Source organism: Thermodesulfobacteriota bacterium, from assembly GCA_035559815.1.
GTDB lineage: Bacteria > Desulfobacterota_D > UBA1144 > Nemesobacterales > CSP1-2 > DATMAT01.
The window spans coordinates 1-18659 of the sequence record DATMAT010000044.1; the positions used below are offsets into that span (position 1 = coordinate 1).

Here is an 18659-nt window from a genome sequence, read left to right on the forward strand (position 1 = left end):
GGCTTGCCCGATGAGTGTATTAAAAGGATTAAAAAGAAGGCAGAAAAGGGCGTGAGTAAATTCACCATATTCTTTTATGACATCATGAAGCCAGAGTCCCTGCGCTTATTTGCCAGGGAAGTCATGTCTGCTTTTTGAAAAGCTTTCACTGGTCAGCCACAGAGAGCACAGAGAACAAAAAAAATTGGATGCAGGATACAAGATGAGTGAAAATACCTTTCAGAAATGTCATCGTGCATCGTGAATCATGCATGATCAATCGTGAATCCTTCGACAAAGTTAACGACAAAGTCTTACATCCTGAATATTTCATTTTCGTGACGATTCGTGTTAATTCGTGGCTAGCTAAAAATTTCATCCACCTTTTTCGCAAAATTATGGGCAAACTCCTTTATCATTTTTGTTAACTCTTTATTCTGCGTAGCCCTCTCGTACATTTCAGCCATTTTCAGCAAGGTCAAGTATAAATGAGCGTTCATTTCGCCAACTTCCATGCTTTTAGTCCAGAGGTCGATGCTCAACGCATTTTTTTCTTCCCGGTCCCAGATTGATATCATTATGGAATCACATGGCTTCTTCCCGGAAAAGTCTGCCTCTGTCGCTTCCCAATAAATGGCATCAGGAATATTGTCCTCGTCTAATTTAACCGTAAACTTGATCTCCGCAATTTTGGGCATGGCTACCCTCACCTAACCTTCCAGAAATCGGGCTTGCGCTTTTCTAGGAATGCTCCTGCCCCCTCCATCATCTGGGGAGACTTGAGGAAGAACCGGCCCAGCTCCAGCCCATGGGTGATTTGTGGGAAGGCCATATCGGAAGCAAAATTAATCTGAAACTTGGCAATTCGGAGAGATTGAGGGCTCATCTCAAGAAGCCTTTTACACCAGGCCTCCACTTCTTCATCAAGTTTGTCTTTAGGCACGACCTTGTTCACCCAGCCCATTTCCTGCGCTTCCCTGGCCGTATATCGCCTACAGAGATAAACAATCTCTCTTGTTTTCTTGTCCCCCACAGAATACTGCAGTTGCTGCAAGCCGTACCAGACCGGAACGCTCCCTACTAACGGACCAGCCTGCCCAAACATAGAATCCTCCGAAGCAATGGTTAAATCACAGAGCATGTTCAGTTCGTTACCCGCACCTATACAAAACCCGCTTACCCGGGCGATTAACGGCTTGCCGCAGCAGCGCATGGCGGTGGCAAGCCGGTAATGGGTGAGCATGTTATACTCGTCAACCTTCCTATTAGGATCAACTATCCAGGACAAATCGCCACCCGAAGAAAACGATTTATCCCCCGCGCCGGTAAGCACTATAACGCCTATCTGGTCATCGAGCCAGGCATCCTCGATTGCCATCGCCAGCTCCTCCCTGGTCTTGGAGTTTATGGCATTGCGAACTTCCGGACGATTGATGGTGACCCTAGCTATACGGTCTTTTTTCTGATAAAGAACAAAGTTGAATTTTAAAGTCCCATCTCGTCCATTTTTATGAGAACTATCTTTTCCGGCTCTTTTTACCCCTTCCGGTTTAACCGATTTTCTTCTCGCCATATTATCCTCCTTGATTTGAATTCACTTTAGAAGGAAACTCGTCCATTTTCGTTCCTGTCAAATATAACCTCTTGTCAATCACTGCTGTCCAAAATAAACACTAACCAAAAAACTTTGGCGTTAAAATAAGGCCCTTGGATAAATAAAAAGGTATTTTGCAAATCAGGTTCTCTCTACTTTTATGTTTGTTATGTAAATGCTGTCCAAGTCATATCCGCTCAAATAGGCTATGTAAGTCATGATAACATTAATTTTTAGAAATGAGATTGCTTCGGTCGTGGAATTTATCCCTTCGGCAAACAGGGTGGGTTCTGAACTTACCGAAGGACTCTCTAGTAATTGACATCCAAAAGTATACCGACTCCCACCTCTCACTAACGGCGATTACCTACCCTCCCTGTCATTGCGAGCGATAGCGAAGCAATCTCGTCTTTTCAAGGGATTGCTTCGTCATGGAATTTATCCTGAGCCTGCCGAAGGATTCCTCGCAATGACACCACAGGAACCCCGGTCCTCCTCAGGGCCCCCCCCACAAAGCAATCTCTTATTTCGGACAAGTTTGTAGTATATTAACGAAGGTCATAGCAATTTGAATGAGCAGTAGGGATATGAAAATAGAAATCGAAAAACTGGCATTTGGCGGCGCAGGAGTTGGAAGGGTTCAAGGAAAGGTATTCTTTGTCAGAGGCGGAATCCCTGGCGACATACTGGATGTCCGAGTTACCAGAGAAAAGGGAAGTTACGGAGAGGCAGAGATTGAGAATATATTAAGTCCTTCTCCCGAAAGAGCAACTCCTTCCTGCCCGGTCTTTGACCGGTGCGGAGGATGCCAGTGGCAACATATTAATTACCCCTATCAACTCAAAGCCAAAGAGGACATTTTCAGAGAGACGCTCGAAAGAATCGGCGGAATAAAAGATGTGGAGGTAGAACCCATAGTCCCCTCCTCAAAAGAGTACGGATATAGAAGCAGGGTCACACTTTCAGTCGAGTTTCAGAAAGGAAGATATCTTTTAGGATATCGCGAGGGAAGGAGTCGAAAGCTTATAGAAATAGAAGGCTGCCCCATAGCTACGAAGCCGATAGACGAAGCAATTGCCAGTCTAACCCGGTCTCTTAAGTCTAGTCTGAATAAGCCCCACTATCCTTTAAAAAAGATCCACATCGCATCAGACGAGAACGCTGCTTATGTCACCCTTGCGTCGAGCTTATATCATGAGCCAAAGAAACTCCACCCACTTCGAAAAAACCTTAATGACTATTCGAGTTCAGAAAACATTGGGATTGCCAGGGAAGAGGAAAGGGAATTCGAGTTAACCTTCTCCGGGCTCACCTTTTATTCCGTTCCTTCAGTTTTCATTCAAGCAAACAAGGAGGTCAATGAACAAATCATCAATACCCTAGTCGAGTATGCTGGTCTTGAAGGGCGAGAGAGGGTCTTAGACCTTTACTGCGGCATCGGGAACTTCTCGCTCCACCTGGCCAAGATAGCGAAGGAAACTATAGGAGCGGATGTCAGCGCAAAAGCAATCAAATTGGCCAAGAGGAGTGCAGAGTTAAATTCGATAAAGAATGTAACCTTTGAGGCTATTCCGTCAGAGTTCTTAGTCGAAAAGTCGCTGAATAGAAAAGATAAATTTGATTTAGTCGTACTTGACCCACCCCGGGAAGGAGCCAAAGAGGTAATCAACGGCATCATCAAACTTCGTCCGACTAAGATAATCTACGTTTCCTGCGACCCACCAACCCTGGCCCGGGATCTAAAGATGTTAAAAGAATCCGGCTATAGAATAATAAAGATCAAGCTCTTTGACCTGTTTCCTCAAACCTACCACATCGAGTCCCTTGCTTTACTCCTCAAAATCTGATATACACAATCCTGAATTAAAGTTGTCGATTTATGTTTTCGTGGTAGGAGGTATCTAAATGGCCACGTTGGTCACCGGTGCTACCGGATTCATAGGCTCTCACATAGCCAGAAAGCTCGCGCAAAGGGGAGAGAAGGTAAAAATACTCCTCCGGAAAAGCAGCAAGACATTGAACATCGATGATATAGATGCGGAAAGGGTTTACGGTGACATCATGGATGTTGAATCGGTTAAAAAGGCACTCCAGGGATGCGATACCTTATACCATACCGCCGGGTTCGTCTCCTTTCGGAAAGCCGACTACAAGAAGATGGAAGAGATCAACGTAAAAGGAACAGCGAACGTCCTTTCCGCCGCCCTGGAAGCCGGGGTGAGAAAAGCGGTTTATACGAGCAGTGTGGCAGCAATCGGTGTTGACCCGGGAGGAGGGATCGCCAACGAGAATACCGTGTTTACTCTCGAAAGCAAGGGAATCCAGTACCTGAACAGCAAGTACTATGCTGAAAGGGAGGCTTTCAAATTCTTTGATAAGGGTTTACCCGTCGTCGTTGTCAATCCATCTGTGGTCATAGGCCCAGGGGATGTCTATCTTTCCAGTGCAGGCTGCGTTCTGTGGTTTTGCAAAAAGAAATTCCCCGGCTACATGGACGGCACTCTAAACCTCGTCGACGTAGAGGATGTCGCCGAGGGACATATCCTGGCGGCAGAGAAAGGAAAAGTGGGCGAGCGCTATATCCTGGCTAATAAGAACTTAACAGTAAAAGAGTTTTTTGATTTGATGGAAAAGGTAACTGGAATATCCGGTCCTAAGATGAAGATACCTTATATTGTGGCTTATGCCTCCGCATTTTTAGTGGAAAGGGTATTGGGTTTATCCTTTCCCAACTTTTCCACGATGGATGTAGATTCGGTCAAGTTATCCCGGTTCAATTGGTTTGTAGACAGCTCCAAAGCGGTAAGAGAGCTTGGTTTTCCCCAAACTCCTATAGAGGAGACTATAGAAAAAACGGTAAAGTGGTTCAGAGACAACGGCTATCTGAACTAGTCCATATAGCCAACGTAAATCCCCGCCCTGTTTGCAACGTCTTTCCCGTTGATATAAAATCTTCCCATGCCCGGAAATTCCTTTGGCCGACTCTTTCGAATTACCACCTGGGGCGAGTCCCATGGTACGGCTTTAGGTGTGGTGATAGACGGCTGCCCGGCCGGACTAGAGATTTCGGAAGAGGATATTCAGCATGAGCTTGACCGTCGCCGCCCTGGCCAGAGCGCCATAACCACCCAGAGAAAGGAATCGGACAGAATAGAAATCCTATCCGGCGTGTTCCAGGGAAAAACGCTCGGTACCCCGATCTCGCTGATGGTTAAAAACGAGGACGTCATCTCAAAGTCCTATGAAGATATAAAAGACATTTATCGTCCTGGTCATGCCGACTACACCTATGACCTAAAATACGGGATAAGGGATTATCGAGGCGGCGGGAGGTCCTCTGCTAGAGAGACGGTGGGCCGGGTGGCCGCCGCCGCAATTGCAAAAAAATTTCTTTCACTGCACGGGATAAAAACCCTGGGCTACGTAAAGCAGGTCGGAGACTTGGTGGCCGAAGAAATAGATCTCGATGAAATAGAAAATAATCCGGTAAGATGCCCCGACCGGAAGAAAGCAGGGGAGATGATAGAGCTCATCGATAAAGTAAGACGGGAAGGTGACTCCATCGGAGGTGTAGTCGAAGTCGTTTCGATGGGCGTTCCTCCCGGACTGGGTGAGCCCGTTTTCCACAAAATTGACGCCGACCTGGCCGCCGCTCTCATGAGTATCGGAGGGATAAGGGGTTTTGAGGTAGGAATGGGATTCGGAGTGGGGAGGCGAAGAGGTTCTGAAGTAAACGACGTAATGTATATGGACGATTCTGGAAAGCTACGGTTTAAGACGAATAATGCCGGCGGTATTCTCGGCGGGATCACAAACGGCGACAATCTAGTAATAAGAATTGCCATAAAACCTACTTCCTCAATACCCAAGGTGCAAAACACCGTCGACAAATTCGGAGCCCAGAAAGATCTGGTAGTAAAGGGAAGGCATGACCCTTGTCTCTGTCCCAGAGCCGTCCCTATCGCCGAAGCAATGGTAAACCTGGTTCTAGCAGACCATCTACTTTTAGCAAAAGCTTCAAAGATCTAAGCCTGACCTATTATTTTCATGTTGCTAAGTTACATATATATAAGCACCCAAATCTAAAAGATGCAGGATGCACGACACATGATGCAGGATCAATGAATTTCTAGAAAATGTATCGTACTGGCAAAATTTGCGGTCTTATCCCATGTCCACTAGTGGCCAAAAAGAAGATGAAAAATAGTAGAGACACCAAATGTTGCGTCTCTACTTAAAGGGGGTAATCATGAGACTAAAAGGTAAAAGAGCAGCCGTCCTGGCAGAAAACCTTTATGAGGAATTAGAGCTCTGGTATCCATACCACCGCCTGAGGGAGGAAGGAGCCGAGGTATTGATTGTGGGAACCGGAAGCTCAGATACTTATAACGGCAAACACGGTTATCCGGTTAGAGTCAACACGACTGCTGACAAAATTAAGGCTGAAGATTTTGATTGCGTCGTAGTCCCGGGCGGCTATGCCCCCGATTACATGCGTCGTTACCCGGCATTGCTTAAGCTGGTAAGGGATGCCTTCGACCAGGGAAAAGTGGTCGGAGCAATTTGCCATGCCGGATGGGTCTTGGTCTCATCGGGGATTCTCAAGGGAAGAAAGGTAACATGCTATAGCGCGATTAAGGATGACATCGTCAACGCCGGTGCCGAGTATATAAATGCGGAGGTGGTGATAGACGGTAATTTGGTAACATCTCGTAAGCCGGATGACCTTCCCGCTTTTATGCGCGAGATCATTAAAGCACTTGAGGAAAGATAAAAACCCTTAAGATTGATTTCAGTTTTTACAGGCCTTGCCCTTTAGGGTCGTGTTAGCCACGCACTCACTGGCATAGATATAAACACTTGCCGCAAGGTTTTGCGCCTCGAGCAGGTTTTTCCACATCTCTTTGTATAGGTCCATTAAATAATCCGGTTGCTGTCCCGTGCTTTTCCATGCATCTATTGCCTTTGAACAATCCTCATACGTCTTTTTGTATTCGTCGAGCTTCTGGCTGGCCAATTCCAAGTGCTTGGCTCTAGGAGAATTTTCCGGTGTGGACTGAAGAGCGGTGGATACCTGAGGGGCCAGGTCGCTGTATAACGTATTGCTCATCCGCATTCCCGCTTCAAAGTTGGTCGCTTGTCGGGCACAGGAGATAGAGAATCCTACAAATAGTGCCATGCTCAGTAATATAAGGTTCCTCATCTGATTACCTCCATACTCCAAACTGGGTATTTCAACTACGGCAAGCTATTCTGCAAAATATATACCATCAGTTCAAAAAGAGCAATTAGCACCTAACTTTCTGTTCTTCTTGCAATTTTTCTCCGAGCTAAACATGTCCGCCGTAAATTGAATATTACAAAAATTTTTGTTCAGGGACATTTTTTGAAAATATGTTATTGCAATCTAATCTATTTCAGACTAGAATTGCTACAGAATACAGGCATTGCCGAAAAGGTAAACTATCTGAAAGGATGGGGCACAAAGCTAACGACCTAAAAGGGTTAGGGATTATAAGTGAAGTAAAGGGTTAAGTAAGTATTTTGATACTTTGTATAGCTCTATTTTACCCCTGGCCCTCATGGTGGCTGAGCTACCGAAGCGTCTAGTATTCCATATTTTCCCCATAGGCTTAGAATAAGGAGGATAATCCCAAGTAAAACCACCAACTCTTCATCGTTATCTCCAGGGAATGAAAATTCTAAAATACATACAGAGGAAATCTGAATCAAACCGAATCTTCGAGGCTAGTTCTAGCGCGAAGTCAAATAACTACCTAAACTTTGTCTTCCAGAAAAACCGTAGGGAAACTATCCCGAAGCGTACTTTTGGCCGGGGGAATTATTATGAATATAGCTATTAATGCCGCAGACCGGAGAAAATCTAGTCGGATCGCAGTAGACTTCGAAGTGTTTTCCATGAATAACGGAAAACTAATCGGAAATGCGGTCAATCTTTCCTCAGGCGGGATGCTCATTCAGACTAGGCACCCGCTTGGGCTTGGAACAAAACTCCTCCTAGAATTTAAGCTAGGCAGCCAAGAACCATCTATAAAAGCTTATGCTTATGTCCGGTGGGCTAGGAAAAGCGCCACCTCTGATGAATCAGAGCCGTCGGGAATGGGGGTCCAATTCCTGAGTATGTACGATTATTACCAGGAGAAACTGGAAGCCCACATAAAAGAGGGGCTGAAGAAAATAAATTCCGATAATCTATCCATGGCTGATTTCATACATGTTTCAAACAAGGACATATTCGAAAAGGCCAAGCTTTTCTGGGAATTCATAGAGGATACCAAGAAGAAAGACTACAACAAATACGAGACTATGCTGCTTTCGGCATCAAAGAACCGTGTACTAATTTTTGATGAAAAGGTAGGGCGGGAGAGAGAGATAATCATGATGGGAAGCAGCAATTACCTGGGTCTCGCCTATCATCCGGAAGTGGTAAATGCATCGAAGGAGGCGGTCAGAAAGTATGGCACTGGCACCGGCTCCATAAGGCTTCTTTCCGGTACAAATGAGCTGCATAGAGAATTGGAAAATAAACTAGCGGAGCTTAAAGGCTGTGAAGATGCTCTGGTATTCCCCACCGGCCACATGGCCAATATGGGGTGCATATCCGCTCTGATGGGAAGGAAGGATATTGCCGTAATAGATAAAAAGGTACACGCCAGTATTCTAGACGGATGCAAGTTAAGCCGCGGGAATTTCAGAACCTTTAGACACTCCGATACCGGACATCTGAGGCAGGTCTTAGAGAGCCTGGGAGATAAATACGACGGGAAGCTCATAATCGCCGAGGGCGTGGATGGTATAGATGGCGATATACTGCCCCTTCCTGAATTCATCGAGACAGCCAATGAATTCGGAGCAAAGCTAATGATAGACGAGGCTCATGCCACCGGGGTAATCGGAAGCGGCGGCAGGGGCACAGCCTCTCACTTCGGACTTATGGGCAAAGTTGACGTTATCATGGACTCTCTCAGCAAGGCCCTGGGCGGCCTGGGAGGGTATGTTGCCTCCACCAGAGAGGTAATTAGATATGTAAAATATTATGCAACTACCTCTTTTTTCTCGGTCAGCGCCTCGCCGGCCATGTTGGCGTCGGCTCTAGCCGCGATCGACCTGATTAAAAGCGACCCCGGCTTAATCGGGAGGCTTTGGGAAAACATCCGCTATTTAAGAGACAACCTAAAATTGCTCGGATTCAATAACGTAGAAAAATCTCAGTCCGCCATTATTTCCACTATTGTTGGTAACGACCTACTCCTTCGGATGATGACCAAAAGGATTTTTGAGGAAGGGGTCTTCATAGAACCGCTCCCCTATCCCACCGTGCCCAGGGGTGAAGAGCGTATGAGGCTGAGAGTAATGTCGACCCATACCAGGAATGATTTGGATAGAACATTAGAAGTTTTAGAGAAGGTGGGGAAAGAACTCGGTTTCCTGAAAAAACCCACGAGACCGGCGGTGCGAGTTGATTCAGATGGAAAGTCCACAAAGACGACCACACAGGGAAAGGAAATTGAAGTGACCGAGATTTCCTCCAGGGATAAGATTACCGAGTCCGTGAAGTTCTCGTGGAAGGTTTATAAAGACATCCCTCAGTGGATTCCCTATTTCCTCATCAACGACCGGGTGAGGCTGCTTTCCGGGGAGCACCTCTACTTCAGACAAAACGTGAAGACGAGGAGGTTCGTGGCAAAAGAGAACGGGGAAATAGTTGGTACGGTTAGTGCTTTCGTCGATGACCGTTTTATCAGGTATTGGAATCAAAAAATCGGCTTCCTCGGGTTTTTCGAGGCCCTCCCTGGACGGGGTATAGCCATCCAGTCCTTATTGGATAGGGCCCTAGAGTTTCTGAAATCGCAGGGCATGGAGGAGGTCTGGGCTCCGGTAAATATCCCGCTCCTATTCTACGGAGGAGGAATTTTATCAGGCGGTTTCGACAAAACCCCTTCATTCCTTCAACCCTACACCCCCGGCTATTACCAAGACTACTTCCAAAAAACCGGTTTCAGCCCGATAAAAAACCTTCCACATTATTCTATAGACCTGAATTCTCCTGAAAACCGGGATAAGATTTACGCCATAACTCGAAAAGCCAATGTTACAATCAAAAAACTGGACAAGCGTAGGTACGAAGAAGAGGCTGTCAAGATACTGAAAATACACAACGGTTCCTTCCCCCGGCTTTGGAAATACGTTCCCTTCAAAGAAGATGAATTCGTCGAGTTTGTAAGGGAATTCAGGGACCTAATCGTAGAGGGATTCTGGCTCGTCGCCGAGGTTGGCGGAAGAGCCGTGGGTTTTGCCGGTGCGTTTCCACAGTGCGCCCCGGTCTTCAAAACGATAAGCGGAGAGCTGGGTGCGACCGACCTTTCCTCGATTCCGGAAGACCTGGAGTTGATAACCGAGGGGGCTATAGTGCTAGCCGGGGTCACCGATGAATTTGAGGACCAAGAAATAGCCCTAATTCTTCTGGCCAATATCTGCGCCAACATGATCGAGAAGGATTATAGGGCAACCACCTGCACCTGGGAAATCAGCGATAAAGAAGACGCCGACGGTATAGTGCAAAAGCTCGGAGGAGTAAAGAACGACTTGCAATGGACAATCTATGGAAGAAAAATCGATTAAGGTAATTTCCATAGTTTCTTTAAGGAAGAGATGAGGGGTTTCCAGTCGTCAGATTATACTGAAAAGTTTTTTAGAATTGCCGTTTTCGTGTTGGTCGCGCTATTTTTGTTCCTCTCGTTGGCCAGCCTATTCCGGGCGATAAGCTGGATAGGCAAACCTTTTCCCGGTTTCCTCATTTATGGCAACTCCCTGGTTTGCGAAGTCAGCCTTCCCCACTGGACCGGTAACGAGTACGGTCTGATAAAAACCTATGACAAAATATTAGGCCTGGATGGTAAGAACCTATCACCAGCCCAAATTTACCGCATCGTCTCGGAAAAACCGGTTGGCAGCCAGATGAACTACACCGTTTACAGGGACGGCCAGTATAAAAGCCTGAGCGTTCCCACCATGATGTTCGGTATGGGAGATTTTCTCTCTGTATTCGGGGGAGTTTATATTATTGGCCTGATAATATTCATTACCGGCATCGTGGTTTATTTCTTGAAGCCGGAGCTAACCACGAGCAAGTTTTTTTTCATGTTTTGTCTTTCCATGGGTATATGGTTCACGTCCATATTCGACACCCAGTCCACCTACTCACTAGGCAACATTCCATTTATGGGCTGGATGTTCAGCCCCGCATTTCTCACTTCTCTGTCCCTCATTTTTCCCACCAGGAGAAAACTGCTAAGGCACAACGCTCTCATCTTTATACCCTTCCTGCCCTCGGTTGCCCTATTCTCCATGCATCTCGTTTTCTTTGAGTCTCAATATATATGGCAACGGGTAGATATATTGACCTGGGTTTATGTATTGGTCTCTACATCTGTGTTCATAGCATCCACGGCGGAGAGTTACATCAATCCGGAGAACCTGATCGATAAAGAGAGGGCAAAAGTAATATTGCTGGGGGCTTTTGTGGGGTTCTTTGTCCCGGCCTTATGCGCTTTCGTAATTACCGCACTGGGGATAAGCAACCTCAATATACTGGCTTTGCTGGTCATATTCTTCCCATTGTCCATAGCCTACGCCATAGTTAAACACAAGCTACTGGATATAGATGCAATCATCCAGAAGGCATTGGTTTATAGCGTCCTGTCTGGCTTGGTTTTTGGCGTTTTTGCCTTAATTGTGGTGGCTTCCAACATATTCTTTGCCAACTACGGAGGCTGGAAAAACCCTATTTTCTTCGCCATATTAAGCGCATTTCTGGTCTTGGCTTTAAACCCGCTAAAAAATCGCATTCAGAATCTTATAGATTTAACTTTCTTTCGGAAGAAGTACGACTACCGCAGGACCCTGGAGGAAATAAGTTTTGCCATGACCTCTCTTCTTAACATTGATGAGATATCAGATAAAATCATTAACACGGTAGAGCATACTATGTTTTCCAACCCGGTATCTGTTATTCTTTTCGACAGTAATAGCGGAGACTACCGAGTTTACGCCAAGAGTAGAAAAGAAAAAGAACCGGATAACCTCTCGATTGATGAGAACAGCGAGTTGATCCAATTACTGAGCAGACATAGACAGGAGATATTCAAAGAAGACCTGGTCGCAGACGAAAGATTTGCCAGATATAGAGACCAGCTCGTAAAAACCTTCGATGATTTTGGTGCTGCCTTATTCATCCCCATTTTTTTCAAGAAAAAGCTGATCGGCCTGCTTTCCCTCGGTGACAAGCAATCCGGGCTTCCCTACAACTCCGAGGACATAAAACTGCTTCAGGTCCTGGCCAACCAGAGCGCCATAGCTATCGAGAATGCGTTTGCCTTCAAATTGGTCGAGGACTACGCCAAGAAGCTAGAAGAGACAAACAAGGAACTCAGGGAAACCCAGGCCCAGCTCATACAGGCGGAAAAAATGTCGGCTATCGGACATCTGGCCGCCGGGATCGCTCACGAGATCCGCAACCCCCTGAACATAATAGAAGGCGCCAGGTATTATTTATCGCAGATAGCCAATGGGGAGAATTCAGAACAGGTGGTGGAATACCTAGACTATATCAAGCATGAAATAGACCGGACAAACCGTTTGATAGACAACTTGCTTAAATTCTCTAAATTGGAACCGCCCCACTTCGAGCCGGTCAACGTCAACACCATACTGGAGAATGCCCTTATACTGATAAGGAAGCAGCTCTATGACTACAACATCAAGCTTACTACAAACCTGAATCCCCAGATTCCCAAGATCATGGGCGACCCCAATCAACTATGGCAGGTGTTCATCAACATACTGATGAACGCCATTCAGGCCATGCCCTACGGCGGAGAGCTCAGGATTGATACCGGTCTTTACGACGGGGGCTATGACCATATTTTCATCACCTTTGCGGATACCGGGTTGGGGATAGATGAAGAAGACCTTCCCAAGATATTCGACCCGTTCTTCACCAAAAAGGACACCGGTACCGGGCTCGGTCTTTCCATAAGCTATAAGATAATAGAAGAACACGATGGAAGAATCATCGTGACCAGCAAAAAGGGAAAAGGCACTACCTTCGTCATAGAACTCTCGGTCAATCAAAACGTTGAAGGAGCAGAGGATGGCAGAGAACAGAAGGGTATTGGTAGTTGATGATGAAAATTTAATCTTGAAAATAATCTCAGACATCCTTCTAAAAGAGGGATACGAGGTAAAGACCGCTTTCAATTGTGAGAAGGCACTTCAACTACTGAGAGAATATTCCTTCCATGTTGTACTTACCGATATTAGGATGCCGGAAAAAAACGGAATAGACCTGCTAGAAGATGTACGCAACTTCAACCCGGACATACCGGTTATCATCATGACCGGCTATGCCTCGCTGGTAACGGCAGTGGAGGCGGTCCGACACGGGGCTTTTGATTATCTAACCAAGCCGCTCGACTACAATAAGCTCAAGGGCATAATAAAACACGCCGTCGAGAAATACGAGCTGGTTGCCGAGAATAAACGCCTTCTCCGGGAACTAAAGGAGTTGAATGCAAACCTCGAGCTCAAGGTGAGAGAAAGAAATAGAGACCTCGAGAACATCCTAAGCAGTACCCACGAGAGCATAATTACCACGGACAAGGACCTAGTGATAAGAAGCGGAAACCCCAAAACTCAGGAAATATTCGGCGAGGATTATATAGGGCGGAGGCTTAGCGACATTGTTAGCGGCATAAACTTTGATTCGATAATCCCGCAGATACTAAGCGGCTCTGCTAATACGACCATTCACGAGTTGAAGCATGGGGATAAATTCCTGGAGATCAGCCTTTCCCCGCTGGTAGATTTCGAGACTGGCGAGGTATTCGGCGCGATAGTGGTGAGCGAGGATATTACCGAGAAGAAAAAACTGGAAGCTCAACTGATCCAATCTACGAAAATGTCTGCAGTGGGTCAACTGGCCGCCGGAATCGCCCACGAGTTCAACAACATACTTACCGGAATTATCGGCTATACCAGTTTTGCCATGTCCCGGGCCAGTGTGGAGCAGATCAAAAGAGACCTAAAAATAGTGGAAAAGGCCTCCAGCAGGGCGGTGGAGATAGTGAACAAGCTGCTCTCATTCTCCAGACAGAAAGAGGAAAAATTTCAGCTCGCTTCCCTGGATGAAGTGATCGAAGATACGCTGGCGCTGATAGAGCATACTTTTCAATCAGACAAAATAAAGATTCTCCGCCACTATGGGAAAATTCCCCCGATCAGGATGAATGTGGGGGAGATACAACAGATAATCCTCAACATGGCTATAAATTCGAAGCACGCTATGCCCGAGGGCGGGGTGATCGCCATAAGCACAGAACTAAAAGGAGATTATGTAAAGATTGATTTTTCCGATACCGGTATTGGCATACCCAAGGAAAACCTGCCCCGGATTTTTGAGCCTTTTTTTACCACAAAGGGTAAAGACAGCTTGAAGACGGGCACCGGTTTGGGACTCTCCGTGGTATACGCCATTATAGAAAGGCACGGAGGGAGGATTGAGCTAAACAGCGAAGTGGGAAAGGGAACCACCTTCACCATCTGGCTTCCCAACATACAGCGTCTCTCCAACGTGTCCAGCACCACATCGGACAAAAAGGAAGATGGGAATAAGGTCTTGCAGACGAAAAGGAAGGGAAGCATACTGATTGCCGACGACGAAGAATTCGTCTGCGATATTATCGCGGAGTCTCTCTCCAGCCTAGGCCATAACATCGTAGTGGCAAAGGACGGGGAAACAGCCATGGACCTCTTGAATAAAAACCACTTCGACATCATTTTTCTCAACCTGGGAATGCCCGGAAAGGACGGTCTCGACATGATCACGGAAATGAAGCTCATCGACACCAGCTCCGCAGTGGTGGTAATAAGCGGCCGGGCTGAAGAGAATATATCGGAAGAAGTTTTGGCCAAGGGTGCATCTTCTTTCATAAGCAAGCCATTTACCGTCCATCAGATCCAGAATACGGTGGCGCGAATCTTAGGGGCCGGCTAGCCTAGACGAAGCGTTTGATCCAATAAGCCCAATTGCCAGTTCGATAACCAGCAGGGTCACACTGCCAACCTCCTCGCCGAATTCATAGTCTCGCATAATTCATGCACGGAACGCATACCGTTTATGGTCAGTTCGGCTTAGACCAGGGCTTATCCTGAGCGAAACGTGTAATGAACTCAGACGAAGAAGTAGCAGGAATCTGGTTTGTTCCAGGTTTTCCCCCTTCTTGTCATTCCCAATCCTGCCCCGAGCGGATGCGTGGGAAGCCAATTTTGTCATTCCGAACGAATGTGAGGAATCTTAATAACCGTGGGATATTACCTAAAAACTAAACACCATCCACTAACCACTGCTTCGTTAAGATTTCCCCCGGAGTTTATCCTGAGTAGAGCGAAGTAGTCGAAATGACAAGAAGAAAGTCGAAATGATTGGAGAATGGTGGAAATGGCAGTCCAATTTGTCGTTCCAAACCCTGTCCCGAACTAAACTGAGGAGGCTTGCTAGGAATCTAAATAGATTGTTTCAAATGGCTTACACCAAGCAGAGCAAATGTGCTCGCAATGACAGGGATTATTGCTTGAACGCAAATTTATTACATTTGAACATCGCGCGATAATTGTTTAACCTCTTTTTATTACAAAATCGGAGAAGACTGTGTCTATAGAAAAACCAAACCGCTTGGCGAACGAGACCAGCCCGTATCTGAGAAGCGCAGTCCATCAGCCGGTGGATTGGTATCCCTGGTGTGAAGAGGCGTTCAAGAAGGCCAGGGAACTAGACCGTCCCCTCCTACTCGACGTCGGAGCGGTATGGTGCCACTGGTGTCATGTCATCGACCGGGAGAGTTACGAAGACGAAGAAATCGCCCGGATCATCAACCAGAACTTTATAGCCATTAAAGTGGACCGGGACGAGCGCCCGGACATAGACAGAAGGTATCAGCAGGCGGTCAGTGCCATTACCGGCCAGGGAGGGTGGCCACTCACCGCTTTCCTGACCCCGGAGGGCAAGGTGTTTTTTGGCGGCACCTATTTTCCTCCTAAAGACAGCCAGAATCTTCCATCCTTCCGCACCATTCTGAATAGAGTGACTGAATACTACAAAAACAACCGGGAAAAGGTTATCGATGAATCAAGCCGGATATTCCAGGCGCTATCCCAGATAAACGAGCTTGAACCATCCGCGGAAGAGCCGAATATACTCTCCGTGGATAAGGCCGTTGATTCCATGTTCAGCCTCTTCGACCCGGTAAACGGAGGATTCGGAGGTGCTCCCAAGTTCCCCCATTACGGGGTAATCGAACTTTTCCTGGCCCGCCACTTCGAGACCAAGGATGAGGAGCTTTTGAACGTAGTGGAGAAAACCCTGACCGAGATGGCCGAGGGAGGGATACATGACCAGATAGGAGGAGGATTCCACCGTTATTCTGTCGACGCCCAGTGGATTGTCCCTCACTTCGAGAAGATGTCTTACGATAATTCCGAGCACCTTAAGAACTACCTTCTCGCCTATCAGGCTACCGGAAACGAATTTTATCGACGGACCGCCGAGGGGATTATCCGCTTTGTGGCCGATGTACTCTCCGACTACCGGAGAGGCGGATTTCATGGAAGCCAGGATGCCGACATCGACCCACAAGATGACGGAGATTACTTCACCTGGACCAAGGAAGAGGTGAAGGAAGCCCTTAGCCCAGACGAGGCCAGGGTTATTTCTTTTTACTACAACGTCTTCTCTCGCGGAGAGATGAGACATAATCCCGCTAGAAACGTTTTATTCATAGATATGTATCCGGAAAAGATTGCCGAAAAGCTAGCTCTGTCTTCCGATAAAGTCAGGGAGCTAATTGAATCCGGCCGGAAAAAACTAATCGAAGCCCGAAAGAGAAGACCCGCTCCCTATGTAGATAAGACCCTATACGCAAACTGGAACGGTATGATGATCTCCTCATTCTTACAGGCCTACAAGATTCTGGGGGATGAGAAGGTCAGGGATTCAGCACTCAAGGCGCTTGACCTTTTACTCCAGGATTGCTTTCGGTATGAATCCGGTTTTTGTCATGTCCAAGTTAACGGAGATGCAAAATTAAATGGTTTACTTGACGACCAGGTAAAGATGGGACTAGCATGTCTCGATGCCTATGAGGTTAGCGGAAGAATCGATTACCTAGAAACGGCAATGAGGGTAGCAACGATAATGGCAGAGAGATTCTGGGACCGAGAGAGGGGCGGCTTTTTCGACGTAGAAGAAGGAACAGGCCCTGTGCTTACCCTTAAAAGCCGCATCAAGCCGATCCAGGACGATCCTATTCCCTCATCGAACTCGAGCGCCATATTACTTTTTGATAAGCTCTTCTACCTAACCGATGACCACGGCTATAGAAAATATGCCCAGGGAACACTCAAGTACTTTGCCCGGGTAGCCGAGAAATACGGGTTATACGCGGCCAGTTACTTTTTAGCCCTACATCATCACCTGAAACATCCACCCCAGGTCGTAGTCCTCGGCGATAGCCATGACCCCAGGGTAAGGGAGCTTTTGAGAGCCTCGTGGTCTTATTACCGGCCGCACAAGCTGGTAATTCAAATAGACCCGGCTAAAACCAAAGTTGAAATTTTATCTCCGACAATTCGGGAGATAGCAAAGTTAAAGCCTCCATGTGCTTGCCTATGCGCGGGCATATCCTGTGCCGAGCCCACCGACGACCCGTCGGCTCTGGCTAAAACTATAAAGACTTTTGGAGTTAGATAGACCCGTTTTGGCATGTATATTTAAGCGGTTAAATGGACGAACAAAAATTACCCAGAAAAAAACCAACCAGAGAGAAAATGGAAGACATTCTGTATCGCTGTCCAAATTGTGGGAAACCGATAATTAGAGTAGGCTGCCATGCAGTATGTAAACACTGCGGATACCAGGAAGGGTGCGGAGACTAAGCGATTGCGAATTGCCGAATTCGGATTGCGGAATTAAAATCTCTTGTTCCGAAATCCGCAATCAGCAATCCGAAATTAATCATGGTGGAGTTTTACTGTAGAATCTACGTAGACAAAGAGGAGATATACGCCGGCGATTTAAACGAGGTTCCGGAAAAATTCCGGGCCGGAATAATAGAAGCCTTCGCTGACTGGGCAGACTCTTTGGGGAAGAGAGGGCTCAACGAATTGGTCTATTCCCTATTTACCTGGTATGAGAACAAGGGTATGTATTGCCATAAGTGCAAAGAATGGGTCGAGGAGTATGAGAATTGTTCGACCTGCGGAGGCAAGCTAGAAGAGAAGTTCATCTACGAGCGGAATAAAAAACTGGACTTGCTGCTAACATGCATCGGTATGATTTCTAGGATAGAGGTAATTAGATAGATAGAAGATAGTAGGGGCGAGGCATGTCTCGCCCCTACGTAGAAAGGAAACTCTCATGAAACTAGAAGTGAAAGGACATGTATTTCCGAAGGTCTGGGATATCGCCAGAAACGTCAAAAAGCTAAGGGAGCAGAGGAAGATTGTGAACATAGGGAGCGGTACGGTGGGGTATCCGGTTTATGAGGTGGAACTCCCGGAGAACACCCGGAAGGAAGGCATATACTTAATCACCCCGCATGGGATAAGGCTCTACTGGCATCCGGGGGACCAATACGAAGTAGGCTATCTAATCTCCGAACTGGACGACGACCCGCTGGCGGAAAGGCATTTTAAGAAACAATGACTTTTTAAGAAAACATGATTGAAGCGTCTACCACCACCAGGGCAAATTAAGGAAACTTTTCCAGATGAATTAGAGGGGTGTAAATGTCAACATTAGATATTACAGACAGTGTCAGCAAAAATAATATCGAATATAGGCGATTCCCAGTCTGTCATTCTGAACCCCTTCGACCTGGCTCAGGGCAGGCTCTGGTGAAGAATCTAAAAGATAGATCCTTCGCTTTGCGCTCAGGATGACAAACTAGCTTAATCTTGAGCATCAAAATGATCTGGACGGCTTGTTCAGGTTTGACTTGTATTGACCTTG

Annotated in this window: 13 protein-coding genes and 1 riboswitch; of the genes, 10 read left to right on the top strand and 3 right to left on the bottom strand. The window is 46.7% G+C overall.

From position 1 onward, the window contains the following. Positions 1–341 precede the first annotated feature (341 nt). Positions 342–677 (bottom strand): gliding motility protein GldC, encoded by a 336-nt coding sequence (gene gldC, locus VNN20_11620; GenBank protein HWP92830.1) that lies wholly within the window; start codon positions 675–677, stop codon positions 342–344. A gap of 8 nt (positions 678–685) precedes the next feature. Beyond that, positions 686–1552, bottom strand: coding sequence for an enoyl-CoA hydratase-related protein (locus tag VNN20_11625; protein HWP92831.1), 867 nt, complete (start codon positions 1550–1552; stop codon positions 686–688). Between the two features lie 608 nt (positions 1553–2160). On the opposite strand from VNN20_11625, the gene rlmD reads away from it, so the two are divergent. The 4 genes from rlmD to VNN20_11645 all read left to right on the top strand — a co-directional run bounded on the left by rlmD (position 2161) and on the right by VNN20_11645 (position 6347). Beyond that, entirely contained in the window at positions 2161–3420 is a 1260-nt protein-coding gene (gene rlmD, locus VNN20_11630) for a 23S rRNA (uracil(1939)-C(5))-methyltransferase RlmD (GenBank protein ID HWP92832.1), read from the top strand. A 58-nt stretch (positions 3421–3478) separates the two neighbouring features. Continuing rightward, positions 3479–4465 carry an SDR family NAD(P)-dependent oxidoreductase gene (locus VNN20_11635; protein ID HWP92833.1) on the top strand — a complete coding sequence of 329 codons (987 nt, stop codon included), beginning with the start codon at positions 3479–3481 and terminating at the stop codon, positions 4463–4465. A gap of 66 nt (positions 4466–4531) precedes the next feature. After that, positions 4532–5602 (top strand): chorismate synthase, encoded by a 1071-nt coding sequence (gene aroC / locus VNN20_11640; protein HWP92834.1) that lies wholly within the window; start codon positions 4532–4534, stop codon positions 5600–5602. A gap of 220 nt (positions 5603–5822) precedes the next feature. Further along, positions 5823–6347: a type 1 glutamine amidotransferase domain-containing protein gene (locus VNN20_11645; protein HWP92835.1), complete on the top strand. Its 525-nt coding sequence runs from the start codon at positions 5823–5825 to the stop codon at positions 6345–6347. 18 nt (positions 6348–6365) lie between these two features. On the opposite strand, the gene VNN20_11650 is transcribed toward VNN20_11645, so the two are convergent. Continuing rightward, positions 6366–6776, bottom strand: coding sequence for a hypothetical protein (locus VNN20_11650; GenBank protein ID HWP92836.1), 411 nt, complete (start codon positions 6774–6776; stop codon positions 6366–6368). 244 nt (positions 6777–7020) lie between these two features. Further along, positions 7021–7175, top strand: a riboswitch (cyclic di-GMP riboswitch). 245 nt (positions 7176–7420) lie between these two features. Between VNN20_11650 and VNN20_11655 the strand changes: the two genes are divergently transcribed. From VNN20_11655 to VNN20_11680, 6 genes are all read left to right on the top strand, one after another. Continuing rightward, entirely contained in the window at positions 7421–10216 is a 2796-nt protein-coding gene (locus tag VNN20_11655) for an aminotransferase class I/II-fold pyridoxal phosphate-dependent enzyme (protein HWP92837.1), read from the top strand. Positions 10217–10246: 30 nt separating this feature from the next. Further along, positions 10247–12778 carry an ATP-binding protein gene (locus tag VNN20_11660; protein ID HWP92838.1) on the top strand — a complete coding sequence of 844 codons (2532 nt, stop codon included), beginning with the start codon at positions 10247–10249 and terminating at the stop codon, positions 12776–12778. Next, entirely contained in the window at positions 12747–14648 is a 1902-nt protein-coding gene (locus VNN20_11665) for a response regulator (protein HWP92839.1), read from the top strand. The genes VNN20_11660 and VNN20_11665 overlap by 32 nt, the downstream gene beginning before the upstream one ends. A 654-nt stretch (positions 14649–15302) precedes the next feature. Beyond that, a complete protein-coding gene (locus VNN20_11670) occupies positions 15303–17399 on the top strand; it encodes a thioredoxin domain-containing protein (protein ID HWP92840.1) in 2097 nt (698 codons plus the stop codon). 266 nt (positions 17400–17665) lie between these two features. Then, positions 17666–18010, top strand: a complete 345-nt coding sequence (locus VNN20_11675) for a hypothetical protein (protein HWP92841.1) — start codon at positions 17666–17668, stop codon at positions 18008–18010. Positions 18011–18065: 55 nt separating this feature from the next. Further along, positions 18066–18353, top strand: a complete 288-nt coding sequence (locus tag VNN20_11680) for a hypothetical protein (protein ID HWP92842.1) — start codon at positions 18066–18068, stop codon at positions 18351–18353. Positions 18354–18659: the final 306 nt, after the last annotated feature.